This is a genomic window from Variovorax sp. GW821-FHT10D07 (genome assembly GCF_059415325.1).
On the sequence record NZ_JBWKMZ010000003.1, the window covers coordinates 675,636 to 695,264 of the forward strand.

Sequence of the window (19,629 nt, forward strand, 5' to 3'; positions counted from 1 at the left end):
TACCCAAGCGCGTATTTTCATCTTCCCGTCACGCGCTTTCGACTGGAGCTTCGTTTGAACAATCAGTGGTTTTCCAAGGTTGCCGTCTGGCTTGTCATCGCGATGGTGTTGTTCACTGTGTTCAAGCAGTTCGACACCCGCGGCGCCGCCGGCGCAGGCAATATCGGTTATTCGGACTTCCTTGAGGAAGTTCGCGGCAACCGCATCAAGAGCGCCACGATCCAGGAAGGCCAGGGCGGCAGCGAGATCGTCGCGATCACCAACGACGACCGCAAGATCCGCACCACGGCCACCTACCTCGACCGCGGCCTGGTCGGCGACCTGATCGCCAACAACGTCAAGTTCGACGTCAAGCCGCGCGAGGAGGGCTCCCTGCTCATGACCTTGCTGGTCAGCTGGGGCCCGATGCTGCTGCTGATCGGCGTGTGGGTCTACTTCATGCGACAGATGCAGGGCGGCGGCAAGGGCGGTGCCTTCAGCTTCGGCAAGAGCAAGGCGCGCATGATGGACGAGAACAACAACACCGTCACCTTCGCCGACGTCGCGGGCTGCGACGAGGCCAAGGAAGAGGTGCGCGAAGTCGTCGACTTCCTCAAGGATCCGCAGCGCTTCCAGAAACTCGGCGGCCGCATTCCGCGCGGCCTGCTGCTGGTCGGCCCACCCGGCACCGGCAAGACCCTGCTGGCCAAGTCGATCGCCGGCGAAGCCAAGGTTCCGTTCTTCTCGATCTCGGGTTCCGACTTCGTCGAAATGTTCGTCGGCGTGGGTGCGGCCCGCGTGCGCGACATGTTCGAGAACGCCAAGAAGAACGCGCCCTGCATCATCTTCATCGACGAAATCGACGCGGTGGGCCGCCAGCGCGGCGCCGGCCTCGGCGGCGGCAACGACGAGCGCGAGCAGACCCTCAACCAGATGCTGGTCGAGATGGACGGCTTCGAAACCAACCTCGGCGTGATCGTCGTGGCCGCGACCAACCGCCCCGACATCCTCGACGCCGCGCTGCTGCGTCCGGGCCGTTTCGACCGCCAGGTCTATGTCACGCTGCCCGACATCCGCGGCCGCGAACAGATCCTCGGCGTGCACATGCGCAAGGTCCCGCTGGGCCAGGACGTGAACCCGAGCGTGATCGCGCGCGGCACGCCCGGCATGTCGGGTGCCGACCTGGCCAACCTCTGCAATGAAGCCGCCCTGATGGCCGCCCGCCGCAATGCGCGCGTGGTCGAGATGCAGGACTTCGAGAAGGCCAAGGACAAGATCTTCATGGGCCCCGAGCGCAAGAGCATGGTCATGCCCGAGGAAGAGCGCCGCAACACGGCCTACCACGAGTCTGGCCACGCCCTCATCGGCAAGCTGCTGCCCAAGTGCGACCCGGTCCACAAGGTCACGATCATTCCGCGCGGCCGCGCCCTCGGCGTGACCATGAGCCTGCCGGCGCAGGACCGCTACAGCTACGACCGCGAATACATGCTGAACCAGATCAGCATGCTGTTCGGCGGCCGCATCGCCGAGGAAGTGTTCATGCACCAGATGACCACCGGCGCGAGCAACGACTTCGAACGTGCCACCAACCTGGCGCGTGACATGGTCATGAAGTACGGCATGAGTGATGCGCTCGGCCCGATGGTCTACGCCGAAAACGAAGGCGAAGTGTTCCTGGGCCGCTCGGTCACCAAGACCACGAACATGAGCGAGCAGACCATGGAAAAGGTCGACTCCGAGGTGCGCCGCATCATCGACGACCAGTACGCGCTGGCGCGTCGCCTGATCGAAGAGAACAGCGACAAGATGCACGCCATGGCCAAGGCCTTGCTCGAATGGGAAACCATCGACTCCGAGCAGCTCGACGACATCATGGCCGGCAAGGAGCCGCGCCCGCCCAAGGACTGGACGCCGCGCACGCCCCCCTCGGGCAGCAACGGTGGCGGCAACGGCGGCACGCCGGCCGTGAATCCGGAACCTTCGCCGACCGCCGCCTGAGAAGTGCGTCTGGCATCAAACAGCAACGGGGCCTCAGGCCCCGTTTTCCATGTTCGGGCCGTCGCAGCCGCATGACGATGCTTCCGACCATGTCCGTCTGGCAGACCTCCCGCTTCACGATCGACCTCGCGCAGCCGCGCGTGATGGGCATCGTGAACGTCACGCCCGACTCTTTCTCCGACGGCGGCGCCCACGCCTCCACCGCGGCCGCGCTGCGCCATTGCGAGCAACTGCTGGAGGAGGGCGCCGACATCCTCGACATCGGCGGGGAATCCACCCGGCCTGGCAGTCCTGCCGTGCCGCTCGAAGCCGAGCTGGCGCGCGTGCTGCCGGTGGTGCGCGAGGCGGTGAAGCTCGACGTACCGATCTCCATCGATACCTACAAGCCCGAGGTCATGCGCGCGGTGCTCGATCTCGGCGCGGACATCGTCAACGACATCTGGGCGCTGCGCCAGCCGGGCGCGCGCGAGGCGGTCGCCGCGCATCCCTCGTGCGGCATCTGCCTGATGCACATGCACCGCGATCCGCAGACCATGCAGGCCGCGCCGATGGACGGCGAGGTCGTGCCGCAGGTGCTGGACTTCTGGCGCGTGCAGCTCGACGCCCTGGGCGCGCTCGGCATTGCGCCCGAACGCATCACGCTCGACCCCGGCATCGGCTTCGGCAAGACCGTGGCGCAGAATTTCGCGCTGCTCGCCCGGCAGCGCGAGCTGCTCGGCGCGGGCCATCCGCTGCTGCTGGGCTGGTCGCGCAAGTCCTCGATCGGTGCCGTCACCGGGATCGAGCAGGCCGCGCAGCGTGTGGTGCCCAGCGTGGCCGCCGCCCTGCTCGCGGTCGATCATGGTGCTGCCATCGTGCGCGTGCACGATGTGCGCGACACGGTCGCCGCGCTCGCGGTCTGGCGCGCGATGAAGGCCGCCGCATAGCCATCGGATCGCCACGGCAGCCGGGCCAGGTTTCCCCAGAAATATTCCTTCAAACATCCAAAGCAAAGACAAGAACATGACTCGCAAGTACTTCGGCACCGATGGCATCCGTGGCACCGTCGGTCGTTCGCCGATCACCGCCGACTTCGTGCTGCGCCTCGCGCATGCGGTGGGGCGCGTGCTCAAGAAGACCGAGGCCCGGCCCACCGTGCTGATCGGCAAGGACACCCGCATCTCGGGCTACATGCTCGAGTCGGCGCTCGAATCGGGCTTCAACTCGGCCGGCGTCGACGTGGTGCTGCTCGGCCCGCTGCCGACCCCGGGCGTGGCCTATCTCACGCGCGCGCAGCGCGCCAGCCTCGGCGTGGTGATCAGCGCGAGCCACAACGCCTACCCCGACAACGGCATCAAGTTCTTCAGCGCGCAGGGCACCAAGCTCAGCGACGAATGGGAGCTCGCGGTGGAAGCCGCGCTCGAGGAAGACCCGGTCTGGGCCGAGTCGGCCGGCCTTGGCAAGGCGCGCCGCCTCAACGACGCGGCCGGCCGCTACATCGAGTTCTGCAAGAGCACCTTCTCCAACGACCTCACCTTGCGCGGCCTGAAGCTGGTGATCGACGCGGCCCATGGCGCGGCCTACCAGGTGGCGCCCGACGTGTTCCACGAGCTGGGCGCCGAGGTACAGAGCATCGGTTGCACGCCCGACGGCCTCAACATCAACGACGGCTTCGGTGCCACGCACCCCGAGGCTCTGATCGCCGCCGTGACGGCCCAGAAGGCCGACTACGGCATCGCGCTCGATGGCGATGCCGACCGGCTTCAGCTTGTCGATGCCAGCGGTCGCCTCTTCAACGGCGACGAGCTGCTCTACCTGATGGTGGCCGAGCGCATCGCGCGCGGCAACAAGCCGGCCGGCGTGGTCGGCACGCTAATGACTAACAAGGCGGTCGAGGTGGCGCTGCGCGGGCAGGGCATCGAGTTCGTGCGCGCCAAGGTCGGCGACCGCTACGTGCTCGAAGAACTCGAGAAACACGGCTGGCTGCTGGGTGGCGAGGGCTCGGGCCATCTGCTGGCACTCGACTGCCACACCACCGGCGACGGCATCGTGAGCGCGCTGCAGGTGCTGCAGGCCTGCGTGCGCAGCGGCAAGAGCGTGGCGCAGCTGCTCGAAGGCGTGACGCTGTTCCCGCAGACGCTGATCAACGTGCGCCTTTCGCCTGGCCAGAACTGGAAGGACAACGCGGCCCTGGCCAGCGAAACGAAGCGCATCGAGGCGGAGCTCGGCGACGCCGGCCGCGTGCTGATCCGTGCCAGCGGCACCGAGCCGCTGCTGCGCGTGATGGTCGAGGCACGCGACGCGCAGGTGGCCGAGGCCAGCGCCAGGCGCCTCGTGGCCACGGTGGAAGGCGCGAAGTGACGATCGAGGTCGTGCTCGCCGACTACCGCGATGCCGCGCAGGCCGCGGCGCTGGTCGAACTGCTCGATGGCTATGCGCGCGATCCGGCCGGTGGCGGCACGCCCCTGAGCGCGCAGGTGCGCGCCGACCTGCCGGCCGCGCTCGCGGCCCGGCCGCAGGCCTTCAGCGTGCTTGCCTACGACAACGGCCAACCGGTCGGACTGATCAACTGCGTGGAAGGCTTCTCGACCTTCGCCTGCCGTCCACTGGTGAACGTGCACGACGTGGTCGTGGCGCCCAGCCACCGCGGCCAGCGGCTCGCGCAGCGCATGCTCGAAAAGGTGGAGCACGAGGCCCGCGCGCGCGGCGCCTGCAAGCTCACGCTCGAGGTGCTGTCGGGCAACGTGTCCGCGCGCAAGGCCTACGAGCGCGAAGGCTTCGCCGACTACCAGCTCGACCCGGCCTTCGGCAGCGCGATGTTCATGCAGAAGAAACTCTGAGTTTTCTTCACGGGCGGCAGAAAAAAAAGGGCGCGAAGATCGCGCCCTTTGCTTTTGGGAAAGCGCTCGCTCAGAAGCGCGTGACTGGCATCTCGGCCTCGGCTTTGCCCGGGGCGTACTTGCCCAGCTCCCACTTGGCGATCGCGTTGCGGTGCACCTCGTCCGGACCGTCGGCGAAGCGCAGCGTGCGCGCGCCGGCATAGGCGTAGGCGAGCGGGAAGTCGTCGCACATGCCGCCGCCGCCATGCACCTGCATGGCCCAGTCGATCACCTGGCAGGCCATCGAGGGCGCCACCACCTTGATCATCGCGATCTCGTTCTTCGCGACCTTGTTGCCGGCCACGTCCATGAGCCAGGCGGCCTTGAGCGTGAGCAGGCGGGCCATGTCGATCTTGCAGCGCGCCTCGGCGATGCGTTCCTGCGTCACGGTCTGCGAAGCCACGGTCTTGCCGAAGGCCACGCGCGACGAAGCGCGGCGGCACATCAGCTCGAGCGCGCGCTCGGCCAGGCCGATCAGGCGCATGCAGTGGTGGATGCGTCCGGGGCCGAGGCGGCCCTGGGCGATCTCGAAGCCGCGGCCTTCGCCGAGCAGGATGTTGTCCACCGGCACGCGCACGTTCTCGAAGTACATCTCGACGTGGCCGTGCGGCGCGTCGTCGTAGCCCATCACGTTGAGCGGGCGCACGATGCGGATGCCCTTGGCGTCGGCCGGCACGATCACCATGCTTTGCTGCGAGTGCTTGGGCGCCTCGGGATCGCTCTTGCCCATCGTGATGAACACGGCGCAGCGCGGATCGGCGGCGCCCGAGATCCACCACTTGTGGCCGTTGATGACGTACTCGTCGCCCTCGCGCGTGATGCGCGTCGAGATGTTGGTCGCGTCGCTCGAGGCCACGTCGGGCTCGGTCATCGCGAAGGCCGAGCGGATCTGGCCTTCGAGCAGCGGCTTGAGCCAGCGTGCCTTGATGGCGTCGGAGCCGTAGCGAGCGATGGTCTCCATGTTGCCGGTGTCAGGCGCGGAGCAGTTGAAGGCTTCAGACGCCCATGGCACCCGGCCCATGATCTCGGCCAGCGGCGCGTATTCCTGGTTGGTGAGGCCGGCGCCGTCGTAGCCCGAGGCGGCCGCGCTGTCGACCGGCAGGAACAGGTTCCACAGGCCCTGGGCCTTGGCCTTGTCCTTGAGCTTCTCGACGGTCTTGAGCGCGGTCCAGCGCTTGCCGGCTGCCGTGTTGGCCGCGAGTTCGGCGCTGTATTCGGCTTCGGCGGGATAGATGTGCTCGTCCATGAAGGCGCTAACGCGCTTCTGGAGGTCTTTGGTCTTGGCCGAGTATTCGAAATCCATGGGGGTCTCCGTTGGGGGTGAAGGGCGGGCGGCTTGGGTGGTGCCTAGCCGCCGGTACGGCCGTGTGCGCACAGGGTGCGTTGTGCGTTTCGTGAGCGCACGAGCGGGCCGGGCCTCCCCCGCGAGGGGCGGCGGATCACATGCCGGGGGGCGACGTGAAAGGCCGGGAGGCTCATGCTCGCTGCGCGAATTGCCAGGCCATTTCGGCCATGGGACGGGCACCGCGGCCCGAGGCCACGGCTTGCTCGCTCGATGCGGTGCCGGCCTCGACCCGCTTGGCAATGCCTTGCAGGATCGCGGCCATGCGGAACAGGTTGTAGGCCTGGTAGAAGTTCCAGTCGGGCGCCAGCGCCTCGGGCGTGGTGAGGCCGGTGCGCTCGCAGTACTTGCGGATGTATTCGCTCTCGGTCGGGATGCCCAGGCTCGCGTGGTCGAGGCCCGCGATGCCGCGGAAGGTCGCGCCCGAGATGTGCCAGGACATGCAGTGGTAGCTGAAGTCGGCCAGCGGATGGCCCAGCGTCGACAGCTCCCAGTCGAGCACCGCGATCGCGCGCGGCTCGGTGGCGTGGAACATCAGGTTGTCGAGCCGGAAGTCGCCGTGCACGATCGAGGTCATGTTCTCGTCGCGCGCGCTCGCGGGCATGTGCGCCGGCAGCCATTCCATGAGCTTGTCCATCTCGGGGATGGGCTGCGTGATCGAGGCCACATACTGCTTGCTCCAGCGGCCGATCTGGCGCTCGAAGTAGTTGCCGGGCTTGCCGTAGTCGGCGAGACCGCGCTCGGCGTACTTGACCGTGTGCAGCGCCGCGATCACGCGGTTCATCTCGTCGTAGATGGCGCTGCGCTCGGCATTGCCCATGCCCGGCAGCGACTGGTCCCAGAGCACGCGGCCCTGCATGAACTCCATCACGTAGAAGGCGCGGCCGATCACGGCCTCGTCCTCGCACAGGCAGTGCATGCGCGGCACGGGCACGTCGGTGCCCGCCAGGCCGCTCATCACCTTGAACTCGCGCTCCACCGCATGCGCGGAGGGCAGCAGCTTGGCGACCGGGCCGGGCTTGGCGCGCATCACGTAGCTCTGCGTGGGCGTGACCAGCTTGTAGGTCGGGTTGGACTGGCCGCCCTTGAACATCTCGACCGTGAGCGGACCTTTGAAGCCCTCGAGGTTCTTCTCGAGCCAGGCCGACAGTGCGTCGACGTCGAAGGCGTGCTGCTGCGACACCGCGCGGGTGCCGACGAAGTTCGAAAAATCCTGGCTCATGCTATCGATCCGATTCCGAGACGCGCATCAGTGCCGCGCGATCGAGCACCACCAGTCCGGCCGGCTCGATGCGGATGATGTCCTCGCGTTCCATGGTCTTGAGTTCCTGATTCACGCGCTGGCGCGAGGCGCCCAGCAGCTGCGCGAGTTCTTCCTGCGCCAGCTGCAGGCCGATGCGCATCTGGCTGCCGTCGTCCAGGTTGGGCACGCCGTAGCTGCGCACCAGGTGGATGAGCTGCTTGGCGAGCCGCGCGCGCAGCGGCAATGTGTTGAGGTCTTCCACCAGCCCGAACAGCGTGCGGATGCGCCGTGCCTGCAGGCGCATCAGCGCCTCGTAGAGCTCGACGTGCGCGGCCAGGATCTTCTGGAAGTCGGCGCGCGCCACGCACAGGATGGTGCTGTCGCCATGCGCATAGGCATCGTGCGTGCGCCGGTCCCCGTCGAACATCGCCACGTCGCCGAACCAGATGCCCGGCTCCACGTAGGTCAGCGTCACCTGCTTGCCCGAGACGGCCGTGGAGCTCACGCGCACCGCGCCCCTGGCACAGGCGATCCAGTGCTCGGGCGGATCGCCGCGCGCGGCGATCAGGTCGCCGTCCTTGTACCGTCTGACGAATGCGCATCGGAGGATGTCGTGCCTGAGCGAAGGGGAGAGGGAAGAGAACCAGCGACCACTGTTGATCGCTTCACGTTCTTCGATGGTAAGAATGGGGTCGTCCATGGTCTGTCCTGTCGGCGACTGAAAGGCGTAGGGTTGTCACGGGAGCGACGCGAAGCGCCGCTGCCCGTCACGCGTACTCACTCGTACTGGGGCTTCTTCTTCTCGAGGAATGCGGCGATGCCGATGCCGGCATTGGCGTGGTGCAGGTTGCGCACGAAGTGGTCGCGCTCCTGGCTCAGCTGCGACGAGAGCGTGGCGCCGCGGCCTTCGCTCAGCAGTTCCTTGATGCTCGCGAGCGAGTTGGGCGCGCGCTCGTCGAGCTTGGCCGCCAGCGCGAGCGCACCGGCCAGCGCCTGGCCCGGATCGCTCAGCGTGTTCACCAGGCCCAGCGCATGCAGGCGCTCGGCGCCGATGCGTTCGCCGTTCATCAGCCATTCGCTCGCGAGCTGGCGCGGCAGCATCTGCGCCAGATGCCAGCTCAGCCCGCCATCGGGCGACAGCGCGACGTTGCTGTACGAGGCGGCGAACACCGCGTCGCGCGCGGCCACCACGAAGTCGCAGGCCAGCGCGAGCGAGAAGCCCGCGCCCGCGGCCGGTCCCTCGACGGCCGCGATCACCGGCTTCGGAAAGGTGCGGATCGAATCGATCCAGTTGTGCAGCCCCTCGATGCTCTCGGCCTGCACCGAGCGCTCGCGCTGCCGGTTGGCCTGCAGCCGCTGCAGCGAACCGCCGGCGCAGAACCACGGGCCTTCGCCCACGATGACCACGCTGCGGATCTCGCTGCTGTTCTCGGCGCCGTTGAGCGCCTCGATGCCGGCGGCATAGATCTCGGGACCGAGCGCGTTGCGCTGGCTGGGGTTGGCGATCGTCAGCACCATGGTGCGACCTTCGCTCGTGCTCTTGAGTTCGGCGGTCATGTCGCGGCTCACTCTTCCTCGTGCAGCAGGCTCAGGCCCAGCGCGCCGCGGCGACGCAGCCACGGGCTCGGGCGATAGCGCGGATCGCCGTAGACGGTCTGCATGTTGAACAGCACCTCGAGCATGTTGGTCGGTCCGTAGAGGTTGCCCATGGCCAGCGGGCCGCGCGGATAGCCGAGGCCGAGCTGCACCGCGGTCTCGAGGTCGCCCGGCGTGCACACGCGCTGCTGGCACATGTCGGCCGCGATGTTGACGATGGTGCCGATCACGCGCTGCGTGACGAAGCCGCCGCTGTCGCGGATCACGCTCACGGCCTTGCCGTCGCGCGCGAAGAGGGCATGCGCGGCGTCGCGCATGTCGCGCCGGGTGGCTGGGTTGGTGGCGAGCACGCGGCGCTTGCTGGCGGCGTCGTCGATCAGCATGTCGATGCCGACGGTGCGCGTGGCATCGAGGCGATCGACGGCCGCGACCGTGGTGACGTCGAAGCCCAGCGGCGCGACCAGGATCAGCGATTGCGGCGCGGCGGAGGCGCCACTGTCGATCTGGGCGCCCAGCGTGTTGACCAGGCGCAGCAGTTCGGCGCGGCGCGCGGCGCGCGGCGAGACCCACACGGCGGGCAGCGTATCGAGCTTCGGCGCCGGTGCCTCAGGGGTCTGCTGCATCGCGCCGTCCTCGTAGCGGTAGAAACCTTCGCCGGTCTTGCGGCCCAGCGCGCCGGCCGCGAGGCGCTGCGCGGTGATCACGCTCGGGCGGTAGCGCGGCTCGTCGTAGTACTGGCGGTAGATCGATTCCATCACCGGGTGCGAGACGTCGAGCGCGGTCAGGTCGAGCAGCTCGAAGGGGCCGAGGCGGAAGCCCGCCTGCTCGCGCAGGATGCGGTCGACGGTCACGAAGTCGGCCACGCCTTCGCCCACGATGCGCAGCGCCTCGGTGCCGTAGCCGCGGCCGGCGTGGTTGACGATGAAGCCGGGCGTGTCCTGCGCCTGCACCGCGCTATGGCCCATCCGCGTGGCATAGCCCGCGAGCCGGCTGCAGACCTCGGGCGCGGTCTTGAAGCCGGCCACCACCTCGACCACCTTCATCAGCGGCACCGGGTTGAAGAAGTGGAAGCCCGCGAAGCGTTCGGGGTGCTTGAGGCCGGCCGCGATCGCGGTCACGGAGAGCGAGGAAGTGTTGGTGGCCAGCGTGGCGCCGGGCGCGACGATGGCTTCGAGCTCGGCGAACAGCTTGCGCTTGACCTCGAGGTTCTCGACCACGGCCTCGATCACGAGGTCGCAGCCGGCCAGTGCCTGCGCCGACTCGGCGATCCGTACGCGCGCGATCTGGGCGTCGCGCGTGGCCTCGTCGATGCGGCCTTTCTCGTGCAGCTTGTTCCATTGGGCGACGATGGCTTCGCGCCCGCGCGCCGCGGCGCCCTCGAAGCTGTCGAGCAGCAGTACCTCGCTGCCGGCCTGGGCCGCGATCTGGGCGATGCCGCGCCCCATGGCACCGGCGCCGACGACGCCGATCCGGGTGTAGTTCACTGTCATGTGTGGCTGGGGTTTTTCAAAGGTTGAGAGGTATCGGGCGGGCCGCCCGCGCGTGCGCGCACGCCGGCCGCTGCAGCAGCGATTTTGCAGTCTGGCGGGAGAAGGGTTTCCCCGGTGTTTCTCGGGGAGGCATGCGGGCGCCGGCGCGACGGGGTTTTGCCGCGCCGTTCAGGCTGGCCGGCGGCTGCGGTCGATGCTCACGCTGAGCACGATGGCGACCAGCAGCAGCGCGAGCCCGACCCAGCTCATCCAGTGCATGGCGTCGCGCGCCAGCAGCCAGCCACCGAGCGCGGCGCCGAAGGCCTGGCCGATGTAGATGCCCGAGCTGTTGAGCGCCACCGAGCCCGGCGCCAGCGCGGGCGCGAGGCCCACCAGCCGCGCCTGCTGGGCCGAGTTGGTCGAGAAGCAGCCCAGGCCCCAGGGCGAGACCACCACCGCGATCCAGAACAGGCTGTCCGCCAGCGGCCAGAGCGCCAGGCTCAATGCGATCAGGCCCGTGGTCGCCAGCACCATGCGACCGGCGCCCGCGCGGTCGATGATGCGGCTCACGACCATGTTGCCCAGCAGGCCGCAGACGCCGAACCAGCCCCACATCAGGCTCAGCGCCGTGGCATCGGCGCCGAAGCGCTGCTTGAGGATCGGGCCGAAGTAGCTGAACAGCACGAACTGGCCCGCGCCCTGCAACGCGGTGATCGACACGATGCCCATCAGCACCGGGCTGCGCAGCACGCGGGCCCAGGCCGCGGCCGTGAGCGCCGCCGGCCGGATACCGCCGGGCAGCGTGAGCCATACCGAGACCGCGCTCACGACGCTGAGCGCCGAGATCGCGAGGAAGGCCGCGCGCCAGCCGAAATGGCCGCCGATCAGCGCGCCGATGGGCAGGCCCAGCACCGAGGCCATCGACCAGCCGAGGAAGACGAAGGTGACCGCGCGCCCGCGCTGCTCGGGCGGCACCAGCATGCCGGCGCAGGCGGCGGCCTGGGGGGTGAAGATGGCCGGTGCGATCACCGCGAGCATGCGCACGGGCAGCAGGGCGCCGAAGCTGGGCATGAAGACCGACACCGCGTGCCAGGCCGCGTACCAGAGCATCGTGAGGGCCAGCAGCCGACGCCGGTCCCAGCCGGCCACCGCGGCCGCGAGCAACGGTGCGCCGAGGCAGGTGACGAAGGCTGCGGCCGTGATCAGTTGGCCCGCGGTGGCGGCACTGACCTCGAGCGAAACACTGATTTCGTTGAGCGTGCCCGGCACCACCATCACCCCGGTGCCGATCACGAAGTTGCCTGCGAGCAGCGCCCAGAGTGCGCCCCGTGGCGCCGGCTGGCTCACGGCTTCACCGCCGGACCTGCAACGCGCCGGGGTTGACGATGTTGGTGGGGTTGCCCTTGATGAAGCTCACGACGTTGTCGAAGGCCTGGCCGAAGTACATCTCGTAGCTCTCCTGCTCCACGTAGCCGATGTGCGGCGTGCAGATGCAGTTCTCGAGGCGCAGCAGCGCATGGCCCTGCAGCGGCGGTTCGCTCTCGAACACGTCGATCGCCGCCAGGCCGGGGCGGCCGCGGTTGAGCGCGGCGAGCAGCGCATCGGGCTCGACCAGCTCGGCACGCGAGGTGTTGACGAACAGCGAGGTCGGCTTCATGCGCGAGAGGTCCTCGAGCGTGATCAGACCGGTGGTTTCGTCGTTGAGCCGCAGGTGCACGGACAGCACATCGGCCATCGCGAAGAACTCCTGGCGGCTCTGCGCCACCTGGAAGCCGTCGGAGCGCGCCTTGGCGCAACTCGCCTCGCGGCCCCAGATCACGACCTGCATGCCGAAGGCTTGGCCATAGCGCGCCACGAGCTGGCCGATGCGGCCATAGCCCCAGACGCAGAGCGTCTTGCCCTTGAGCACCGAGCCGAGCCCGAAATTGGGTGGCATCGAGGCCGACTTGAGTCCCGACTGCTGCCAGGCGCCATGCTTGAGGTTGCTGATGTACTGGGGCAGTCGGCGCATCGCCGACATGATCAGTGCCCAGGTCAGTTCGGCCGGCGCCTGCGGCGAGCCCGAGCCCTCGGCCACCGCCACGCCACGCTCGGTGCACGCGGCCACGTCGATGTGGCTGCTGACGCGGCCCGTCTGCGAGATCAGCTTGAGCTTGGGGAGTTTCTCGATCAGCTGGCGCGAGATCTGGCTACGCTCGCGGATCAGGACGATCACATCGGCGTCCTTGAGTCGCACCGAGAGTTGACCGATGCCCTTGACGGTGTTGGTGTAGACCTTGGCTGCGTAGGCATCGAGCTTCGAAGCACAGTGCAGCTTGCGCACCGCATCCTGGTAATCGTCGAGGATCACAATATTCATGGCATGCCATTGTGCCTCGCAGCATGGAATCGGCGCGCCGTTGAACGTTTGGATACGGCCCCTGGGCCCCGAAAGAGGTGAAAACGGGGGCAAAGGCAGGAGAAGCAGGGGCAAAGGCGGGCAAAGGGGCGAGGTCGGCACTGCCTTCCCGACAGGGTTGAACAAACCGGCTGCTATGGTTTCTTCACACCCCTGAGCCTAGACCTTGCGCGTTCACGTGATCGAGCGACTGCGTGAAACGCTGGGCCGATGCTCTCAGTGCAGGTGCACGGGGCGGGGCGCCACGGCGGCGGCTTCGAGTGCCTCGAGCGCAGCGAGGCGGTCGAGCTCGGCGCACACATCCGCCATCCGGCCCGAAATCACGACGCGGTTGCTGTTGCGCGCGCCGCCCTGCTGGCGGTCGACGACGCGCACCACCCGCAGCGGACGCGAAGGCGCCTGCGCGACGGCTGCGGCCGTGACGGCGTTATGTCCGCTGTCACCGCGTGCCGTGCACGACGGCCGTACCGACACATAGCGCAGCTCGCTGGCGCACAGGTCGTCATCGCGACGGTGTGCGGGGCGGGCGGGCAACCAGCGGCTCGCGAGCGACTGCAGCGGCATCCAAAGATCGACGAAGGTGAGGAGGGCGATTCCCATGTGAACTCCAAGAAGGTTTGAGGTTGAACACAGGCAGGATTCGTTGTCATCGGGCGCAGCAGGGTGATGGCGACAAAGCGCCATACGCCCGCCACCTGCAGCGACCGGATGGGGGATGCGTGATGCGGATCCGCGAAACGGCTCGGCGATGCAGACCGCCGGGCCGGCTCGGCAGGCCTACATCAGCATGGTGTTTCGGATCAGGCCGACCGCGAGGCCTTCGATTTCGAAGGGCTCGCCGGGTTGGACCACGATGGTCGGGTAGTCGGGGTTCTCGGCATGGAGCTCGATCACCTGCTTGTTGCGCTTGAGGCGCTTGACGGTCACTTCGTCGCCGAGGCGCGCCACCACGATCTGGCCGTTGCGCGCTTCCTTGGTGGCCTGCACGGCGAGCAGGTCGCCGTCCATGATGCCGGCGTCGCGCATCGACATGCCACGCACCTTGAGCAGGTAGTCGGGCTGGCGCTGGAACAGCGTGTTCTCGACGTAGTAGGTCTGGTCGACATGCTCTTGCGCGAGGATCGGCGAGCCGGCCGCGACGCGGCCGATGAGCGGCAGCGCGAGTTGCGCCATACCGGGCAGCGACAGAGAGAACTGGCTGTTGCGCGATTCGGCGAGCGAGCGCAGGGCATCGCCCTTCAGGCGGATGCCGCGCGAGGTGCCGCTCACGAGTTCGATGACGCCCTTGCGGGCCAGCGCCTGCAGATGCTCCTCGGCGGCATTGGCGGAGCGAAAGCCCAGCTCGCTCGCGATTTCGGCACGAGTGGGCGGCGCCCCGGTACGGGCAATGGCGCTCTGGATCAGATCGAGGATCTGCTGCTGGCGGGCGGTAAGCTTCACGGCGAACTGCATGGTGGTTCCTTGCGGCACTGGCTGAACATCCAGTACCTGTATTTTTAACCAGTTTTTCAAAGTTGGCAAGCCATGGTGAATTCATCCCTCTCGAATCCGCGGTGCGTGGTGGTGCTCGGCACCGGCGGCACCATCTCGGGCCGCGCGGCGAACAGTGGCGACAACATCGGCTACACCGCCGGCGAGGTGGGCGTGGCCGACCTGCTCGGCGGCATCGAGGCGCCCGCTGGCGTGACGCTGGCGGCGGAGCAGGTGGCGCAGGTCGACAGCAAGGACATGTCCTTCGCGATCTGGCGCGCGCTGGCGCTGCGCTGCGCCCACTGGCTGGCGCAGCCCGACGTGGCCGGCGTGGTGGTCACCCATGGCACCGACACGCTCGAGGAGACCGCCTTCTTCCTCCAGTCGGTGCTGGCGCCGCGCAAGCCCATCGTGCTGACCTGCGCCATGCGCCCGGCCTCCGCGCTGTCGCCCGACGGTCCGCAGAACGTGCGCGATGCGATCGCCGTGGCCGCGACACCGGGCGCGCAGGGCGTGACCGCGGTATGCGCGGGCACGGTGCTCGGTGCCTTCGACGTGCAGAAGGTGCACACCTATCGGCTCGATGCCTTCGACGCGGGCGACGCGGGGCCGGTGGGCTACGTGGAGGAGGGCGAGGTACGGCGCATGCGTGACTGGCCGGCTTCGGAAGCAGGCGCAGCCCTCGACCGTCTTCCCGAGGACGAGGCCGCATGGCCGCGCGTGGAGATCGTGATGAGCCACGCGGGCGCGAGCGGCGCGTTGATTCATGCGCTGCGTGCCGATGGCACCGCCACCTCGCCGCTACGCGGCCTCGTGCTGGCGACCACCGGCAACGGCACGCTGCACCATGCGCTCGAGGCGGCGGCGCTCGAGGCGCAGGAGGCCGGCATCGCGGTGCTGCGCGCCACCCGCTGCACGCAAGGGCGCATCCTGCCCAAGTCGGGCGACCGCCTGCGCGATGCGGGCGCGCTGACGCCCGTCAAGGCGCGCATAGCGCTGACGCTCGAGCTGCTCTGAAGTCGGGACGCCAAAGAAAAAGCCGCGTCGCGGGCCTCGAGGCCCGCACGCGGCTTGCGATTCGAGTCGGGGATCAGCTGCTCAGTGCGGCCAGTGCACGTTGCGTGATCTCTTCGACCGTGCCCACGCCCTGGATGGCGCGGTACTTCGGCGCGGCGGCTGGATCGGTCTTGGCCCAGGCCGAGTAGTAGTCGACCAGCGGACGCGTCTGCTGACTGTAGACGTCGAGCCGCGTGCGCACGGTCTCTTCCTCGTCGTCCTTGCGCTGGATCAGTTCCTCGCCGGTCAGGTCGTCCTTGCCTTCGACCTTGGGCGGGTTGAACTTGAGGTGGTAGGTGCGTCCCGAGGCCGGGTGCGAGCGCCGGCCGCTCATGCGTTCGATGATGTCGCTGAAGGGCACGTCGATCTCGAGCACGTAGTCGAGCTTGACGCCCGCGGCCTTCATCGCGTCGGCTTGCGGAATGGTGCGTGGGAAGCCGTCGAACAGGAAGCCTTCGGCGCAGTCGGGCTGGGCGATGCGTTCCTTCACGAGATTGATGATGAGGTCGTCGCTGACCAGCGCGCCCGCATCCATCACGGCCTTGGCCTGCAGGCCCAGCGGGGTGCCGGCCTTGACGGCGGCGCGCAGCATGTCGCCGGTGGAAATCTGCGGAATGCCGTACTTCTGGCAAATGAAGGCCGCCTGCGTGCCTTTGCCCGCCCCGGGCGCGCCCAACAAAATCAGTCTCATGGTGTCCTCGGAGGGTTCTTGGATTTGTGTCACGTCGCGCAGGCACCCTTCGATGAAGACAAGGTGCCACGGACGGAGTTGCGTCGAGGATAGCACGCGGCCCCGTGAACAATTTCGCCAGGCACCCGCGATGGCGATGGCCCGAAAGCGATGATCGAGACGCCTTGCGCTCCGAAGCCGGCTCTTCGTGGATGGATCGGGCAAGTTGGCCGAAGATTGGACTGCCGTTCGAAGCCTGGAACTTCCAGGCCTGGATGGCATCCGCGTGACTGATCGCAGCGGCCGGCCGCCGCTAGGCCAGCGCTCAGTTCGCGGCGCCGAACAGTGCTCGCACCCGTGCCAAGTCTTCCAGCGTGTCCACGCCCGGTCCCGGCGCCGCATCGCTCACATGCACCGCGATGCGATGCCCATGCCACAGCGCGCGCAGTTGCTCGAGCGCCTCGATGGTTTCGAGCGGCGAGGGCGGCAGCGAGGGAAACCGGCGCACGAACCCCGCGCGGTAGCCGTAGATGCCGATGTGGCGCAGTGGCGCGGGCGAAGGCAGTTGCGTCGGAGGCACGCCCGGCGCGGCACCATCGCGCCACCAGGGAATCGGCGCGCGGCTGAAATAGAGCGCATTGCCCTGCGCGTCGAGCACGGCCTTCACGACGTTCGGATTGAGATAGTCGGCCACCGAATCGATCGCATGCACCGCGGTACTCATGGCGGCGTCGGGCCGTGCGAGGAGCGCCGCGGCCACGGCGTCGATCAACGCCGGGTCGATGAGCGGCTCGTCGCCCTGCACGTTGACCACCACCGCGTCGCCGTCGAGGCCGAGCTGTTCGCAGGCTTCGGCGAGGCGGTCGCTGCCGCTCGGGTGGTCCTGACGGGTGAGAATCGCCTCCACCCCGTGGGTCTGGCAGGCCGCGAGGATCGAGGCATGGTCCGCCGCCACCACCACGCGCGCCGCGCCGGACTGCGCCGCTCGCTGCGCCACACGCGCCACCATCGGTACGCCCGCGATGTCGGCCAGCGGCTTGTCGGGCAACCGCGTCGACGCCAGCCGGGCCGGCACCAGAACCGTGAAGCTCACAGCCCGAGCTCGTCGTCGGACAGGGTGCGGGCCTCGTTCTCGAGCAGCACCGGAATGCCGTCGCGCACCGGATAGGCCAGGCGCGCGCTGCGCGAACAGAGTTCCTGCTTCTCCGGATTCCAGGTCAGGGGGCCCTTGGTGACGGGGCAGACGAGCAGTTCAAGCAGCTTGGTGTCCATCGGTCGATGATAGCTTTGCGTCGAGCGCCGCAAGGAAGGCTTCGGAGGGCGCGAACAGCAGCGGCACGGCCAGCGCACCAGGCTCCTTGCGCCAGAGCTTGACCGCGTCCTTCTCTGTGCAGAGCAGCAGATGGCCGGCCGGCACGTCGTTATGCCAGTCGGCGAAATCGTGGTGATCGGGCAGGGCGATGGTTCGTTCGGGTTCGATGCCTTGCGCGCGCAGCATCTCGAAGAAGGCTTCGGGCCGCGCTATCGCCGCCAGCGCCGTGATGGGGCGCGAAGCCAGCGAGGCCAGCGGCGTCCGGGCGCCGTCGCTGGCCATCGCGTAGGTCGCCAGTTGACGGGTGGCGGTGAAGCCGCTGGGGAATGCGGGGTGCTCGCCGCTGTGCAGCACCAGGTCGCAATCGCGCGGCCAGGGTTCGCGCAAGGGGCCGGCCGGCAGCAGCCAGCCGTTGCCGATGCCGTGGTCGTCGAACACGCAGATTTCGATATCGCGCGCCAGCGCCAGATGCTGCAGGCCGTCGTCGCTGACGACGACCTGCGTGGCGGGGTGGGCGGCGAGCAACGCGCGCGCGGCCTCGGCGCGACGCCTCGCCACGAACACTGGCGCGCCGGTGCTGCGCCGGATCAGTGCCGGCTCGTCGCCGACCTCGCGCGGATCGCTGTCGGGCAGGACTTCGCGGCAGTCGTCCGTGTGCCGGCCGTAGCCGCGCGACACCACGCCGACCTGCCAGCCGCGCGCGCGCAGATGCTGCACCACGGCCATCACCACCGGCGTCTTGCCCGCGCCGCCGGCGATCACATTGCCGACGATCACCACCGGCACCGGTACACGTTCGGTGCGCAGCCAGCCGAGGCGATAAAGCAGCGCGCGCAGCGCCACCAGCGTGCGAAAGAGCAGGGACAGCGGCCACAGCAACATCGCCAGCGGACCGCGCGACAGCCAGGCGCGCCGAAGCCGCGAGGCGGTTGCGCCGGCGTGGGTGCCGTTGCGCCCCTGCGACGGCAACTCAGTGCCCGGCTTGCGCCGTCGACTGGGCGGCGAAGGTGATCTGCATCAGGCCCGCGCGGCGCGCGGCCTCCATCACCGTGACCACGGCCTGGTGCGGGCTGCTGGCATCGGCGCTGATGATCACCACGCTGTCCTTGCCGCCAGTGGCGGCCGCGGCGAGCGCCGCCGCCACGGTGTCCACGCTGCGGTCGGGCACGGGTGTCTTGTTGACCGAATAGCGCCCGTCGGCCGACACGCCGACGATCACTTCCTTCGGGTAGTCGCGCTGCGCGTCCACGTCCGCCGTCGGCAGCCGCAGCTGCATCTCGGTGAACTTGCTGTAGGTGGTCGACAGCATCAGGAAGATCAGCACCACCAGCAGCACGTCGATGAACGGGATCAGGTTGATCTCGGGCTCGTCGCGCGCGCCATGGCGAAACTGCATGCGGCCGCGGCTCACCGGGCGCTCCCGGTGGCGGCCATGAAGGCGGGGGGCGCCCTCATTTGCGCATCGCGTTGAGATGGCGCGCGAAGCGCTCGCCCGAGAGTTCCAGGTTCAGCAGGTACTCGTCGACGCGGCTGCGGAAGTAGCGCCAGAAGATCAGGGTCGGGATCGCGACGATCAGGCCGAAGGCCGTGTTGTAGAGCGCGATCGAAATGCCGTGCGCGAGCTGCGCCGGGTTGCCCGAGCCGACCGCGCCGCTGGTCGGCGACTGCGAGCCGAAGATCTCGATCATGCCGATCACCGTGCCCAGCAGCCCGAGCAGCGGGGCGGCCGAGGCGATGGTGGCGAGGGCGGGCAGGTAGCGTTCCAGCCGGTGCGCCACGGTGCGGCCCGAGGCTTCCATGGCGGCGCGCAGGTCGTCCTCGGTGCAGCGCGGATTGGCGTTCAGCGCCCGCAAGCCGGCGGCCAGCACCTGGCCGAGCATCGAGTTGTTCTCCAGCTTGGTCACCACATCGGGGCCGGGTACCGCGTTGTGCGACACGGTGATGGTTTCGTCGAGCAGCTTGGGCGGAAGCACCTTCACTGTCTTGAGACTTGTGAAACGTTCTATAACGAGTGCGAGTGCAATCACCGAGCAAGCGAGCAGCGGCCAGATGGGCCAACCTGCAGCAACTATGATGGAAAACAAGGAATCCTCCGGCCCCGTAGGCTGTCAATGCGCGGCGATTATCCACTGAGCCCACCATCGCCACACGGCTTGTTTGCGTGTCGGCCAAGACGCACAGATTCTGTGGATAACTTTGTGATTAACCCGCTGCGCAAGTCGCCGCGAGCCGCGCCAA

20 protein-coding genes are annotated in these 19,629 nt (G+C 68.3%); 5 read left to right on the top strand and 15 right to left on the bottom strand.

Features of this window, described 5'->3' with window-relative positions:
• Positions 1 to 54: 54 nt before the first annotated feature.
• From ftsH to AC07PU_RS13580, 4 genes are all read left to right on the top strand, one after another.
• Positions 55 to 1,977 (top strand): ATP-dependent zinc metalloprotease FtsH, encoded by a 1,923-nt coding sequence (ftsH, locus tag AC07PU_RS13565; protein ID WP_057591678.1) that lies wholly within the window; start codon positions 55 to 57, stop codon positions 1,975 to 1,977.
• A 71-nt stretch (positions 1,978 to 2,048) separates the two neighbouring features.
• Positions 2,049 to 2,903, top strand: a complete 855-nt coding sequence (folP, locus tag AC07PU_RS13570; RefSeq protein WP_495318080.1) for a dihydropteroate synthase — start codon at positions 2,049 to 2,051, stop codon at positions 2,901 to 2,903.
• A 76-nt stretch (positions 2,904 to 2,979) separates the two neighbouring features.
• Positions 2,980 to 4,317 (top strand): phosphoglucosamine mutase, encoded by a 1,338-nt coding sequence (gene glmM / locus AC07PU_RS13575; RefSeq protein WP_495318082.1) that lies wholly within the window; start codon positions 2,980 to 2,982, stop codon positions 4,315 to 4,317.
• On the top strand, positions 4,314 to 4,796 hold the full coding sequence (locus tag AC07PU_RS13580) for a GNAT family N-acetyltransferase (protein ID WP_495318084.1): 483 nt from the start codon (positions 4,314 to 4,316) through the stop codon (positions 4,794 to 4,796). Before glmM ends, AC07PU_RS13580 begins: the two co-directional genes overlap by 4 nt.
• A 70-nt stretch (positions 4,797 to 4,866) precedes the next feature.
• Here the strand turns inward: AC07PU_RS13580 and AC07PU_RS13585 are convergent, their stop codons facing one another.
• From AC07PU_RS13585 to lexA, 9 genes are all read right to left on the bottom strand, one after another.
• Entirely contained in the window at positions 4,867 to 6,138 is a 1,272-nt protein-coding gene (locus tag AC07PU_RS13585; protein ID WP_093342238.1) for an acyl-CoA dehydrogenase family protein, read from the bottom strand.
• A gap of 172 nt (positions 6,139 to 6,310) precedes the next feature.
• Complete coding sequence (locus AC07PU_RS13590) at positions 6,311 to 7,399, bottom strand: phosphotransferase (protein WP_495318086.1); 1,089 nt, start codon at positions 7,397 to 7,399, stop codon at positions 6,311 to 6,313.
• A gap of 1 nt (position 7,400) precedes the next feature.
• On the bottom strand, positions 7,401 to 8,120 hold the full coding sequence (locus tag AC07PU_RS13595) for a Crp/Fnr family transcriptional regulator (RefSeq protein WP_093342235.1): 720 nt from the start codon (positions 8,118 to 8,120) through the stop codon (positions 7,401 to 7,403).
• A 77-nt stretch (positions 8,121 to 8,197) separates the two neighbouring features.
• Complete coding sequence (locus AC07PU_RS13600; protein WP_203201183.1) at positions 8,198 to 8,977, bottom strand: oxepin-CoA hydrolase, alternative type; 780 nt, start codon at positions 8,975 to 8,977, stop codon at positions 8,198 to 8,200.
• 8 nt (positions 8,978 to 8,985) lie between these two features.
• Positions 8,986 to 10,506 (bottom strand): 3-hydroxyacyl-CoA dehydrogenase, encoded by a 1,521-nt coding sequence (locus AC07PU_RS13605; RefSeq protein WP_495318089.1) that lies wholly within the window; start codon positions 10,504 to 10,506, stop codon positions 8,986 to 8,988.
• Between the two features lie 168 nt (positions 10,507 to 10,674).
• The gene (locus AC07PU_RS13610; protein ID WP_296784624.1) at positions 10,675 to 11,832 is read right to left on the bottom strand and encodes an MFS transporter; all 1,158 of its coding nucleotides are present in this window, start codon (positions 11,830 to 11,832) and stop codon (positions 10,675 to 10,677) included.
• A 4-nt stretch (positions 11,833 to 11,836) separates the two neighbouring features.
• Positions 11,837 to 12,844, bottom strand: coding sequence for a D-2-hydroxyacid dehydrogenase family protein (locus tag AC07PU_RS13615; protein WP_093342231.1), 1,008 nt, complete (start codon positions 12,842 to 12,844; stop codon positions 11,837 to 11,839).
• A gap of 255 nt (positions 12,845 to 13,099) precedes the next feature.
• Positions 13,100 to 13,483, bottom strand: a complete 384-nt coding sequence (locus AC07PU_RS13620) for a hypothetical protein (RefSeq protein ID WP_296784620.1) — start codon at positions 13,481 to 13,483, stop codon at positions 13,100 to 13,102.
• A 177-nt stretch (positions 13,484 to 13,660) separates the two neighbouring features.
• On the bottom strand, positions 13,661 to 14,335 hold the full coding sequence (gene lexA, locus AC07PU_RS13625; protein WP_057596370.1) for a transcriptional repressor LexA: 675 nt from the start codon (positions 14,333 to 14,335) through the stop codon (positions 13,661 to 13,663).
• A 72-nt stretch (positions 14,336 to 14,407) separates the two neighbouring features.
• Here lexA and AC07PU_RS13630 point away from each other — a divergent pair, with 72 nt between their 5' ends.
• The gene (locus AC07PU_RS13630; protein ID WP_495318093.1) at positions 14,408 to 15,370 is read left to right on the top strand and encodes an asparaginase; all 963 of its coding nucleotides are present in this window, start codon (positions 14,408 to 14,410) and stop codon (positions 15,368 to 15,370) included.
• A 73-nt stretch (positions 15,371 to 15,443) separates the two neighbouring features.
• Here AC07PU_RS13630 and adk read toward each other — a convergent pair whose 3' ends face one another.
• The 6 genes from adk to AC07PU_RS13660 all read right to left on the bottom strand — a co-directional run bounded on the left by adk (position 15,444) and on the right by AC07PU_RS13660 (position 19,475).
• Positions 15,444 to 16,100 carry an adenylate kinase gene (adk, locus tag AC07PU_RS13635; RefSeq protein WP_093342226.1) on the bottom strand — a complete coding sequence of 219 codons (657 nt, stop codon included), beginning with the start codon at positions 16,098 to 16,100 and terminating at the stop codon, positions 15,444 to 15,446.
• Positions 16,101 to 16,404: 304 nt separating this feature from the next.
• A complete protein-coding gene (kdsB, locus tag AC07PU_RS13640) occupies positions 16,405 to 17,172 on the bottom strand; it encodes a 3-deoxy-manno-octulosonate cytidylyltransferase (RefSeq protein ID WP_495318095.1) in 768 nt (255 codons plus the stop codon).
• Positions 17,169 to 17,351, bottom strand: coding sequence for a Trm112 family protein (locus AC07PU_RS13645; protein WP_057596378.1), 183 nt, complete (start codon positions 17,349 to 17,351; stop codon positions 17,169 to 17,171). Before AC07PU_RS13645 ends, kdsB begins: the two co-directional genes overlap by 4 nt.
• Positions 17,332 to 18,273 (bottom strand): tetraacyldisaccharide 4'-kinase, encoded by a 942-nt coding sequence (gene lpxK / locus AC07PU_RS13650; protein WP_495318303.1) that lies wholly within the window; start codon positions 18,271 to 18,273, stop codon positions 17,332 to 17,334. The genes AC07PU_RS13645 and lpxK overlap by 20 nt, the downstream gene beginning before the upstream one ends.
• An 88-nt stretch (positions 18,274 to 18,361) precedes the next feature.
• A complete protein-coding gene (locus AC07PU_RS13655; RefSeq protein ID WP_490876803.1) occupies positions 18,362 to 18,787 on the bottom strand; it encodes an ExbD/TolR family protein in 426 nt (141 codons plus the stop codon).
• Positions 18,788 to 18,842: 55 nt separating this feature from the next.
• Entirely contained in the window at positions 18,843 to 19,475 is a 633-nt protein-coding gene (locus AC07PU_RS13660) for a MotA/TolQ/ExbB proton channel family protein (RefSeq protein ID WP_093342221.1), read from the bottom strand.
• Positions 19,476 to 19,629 lie beyond the last annotated feature (154 nt).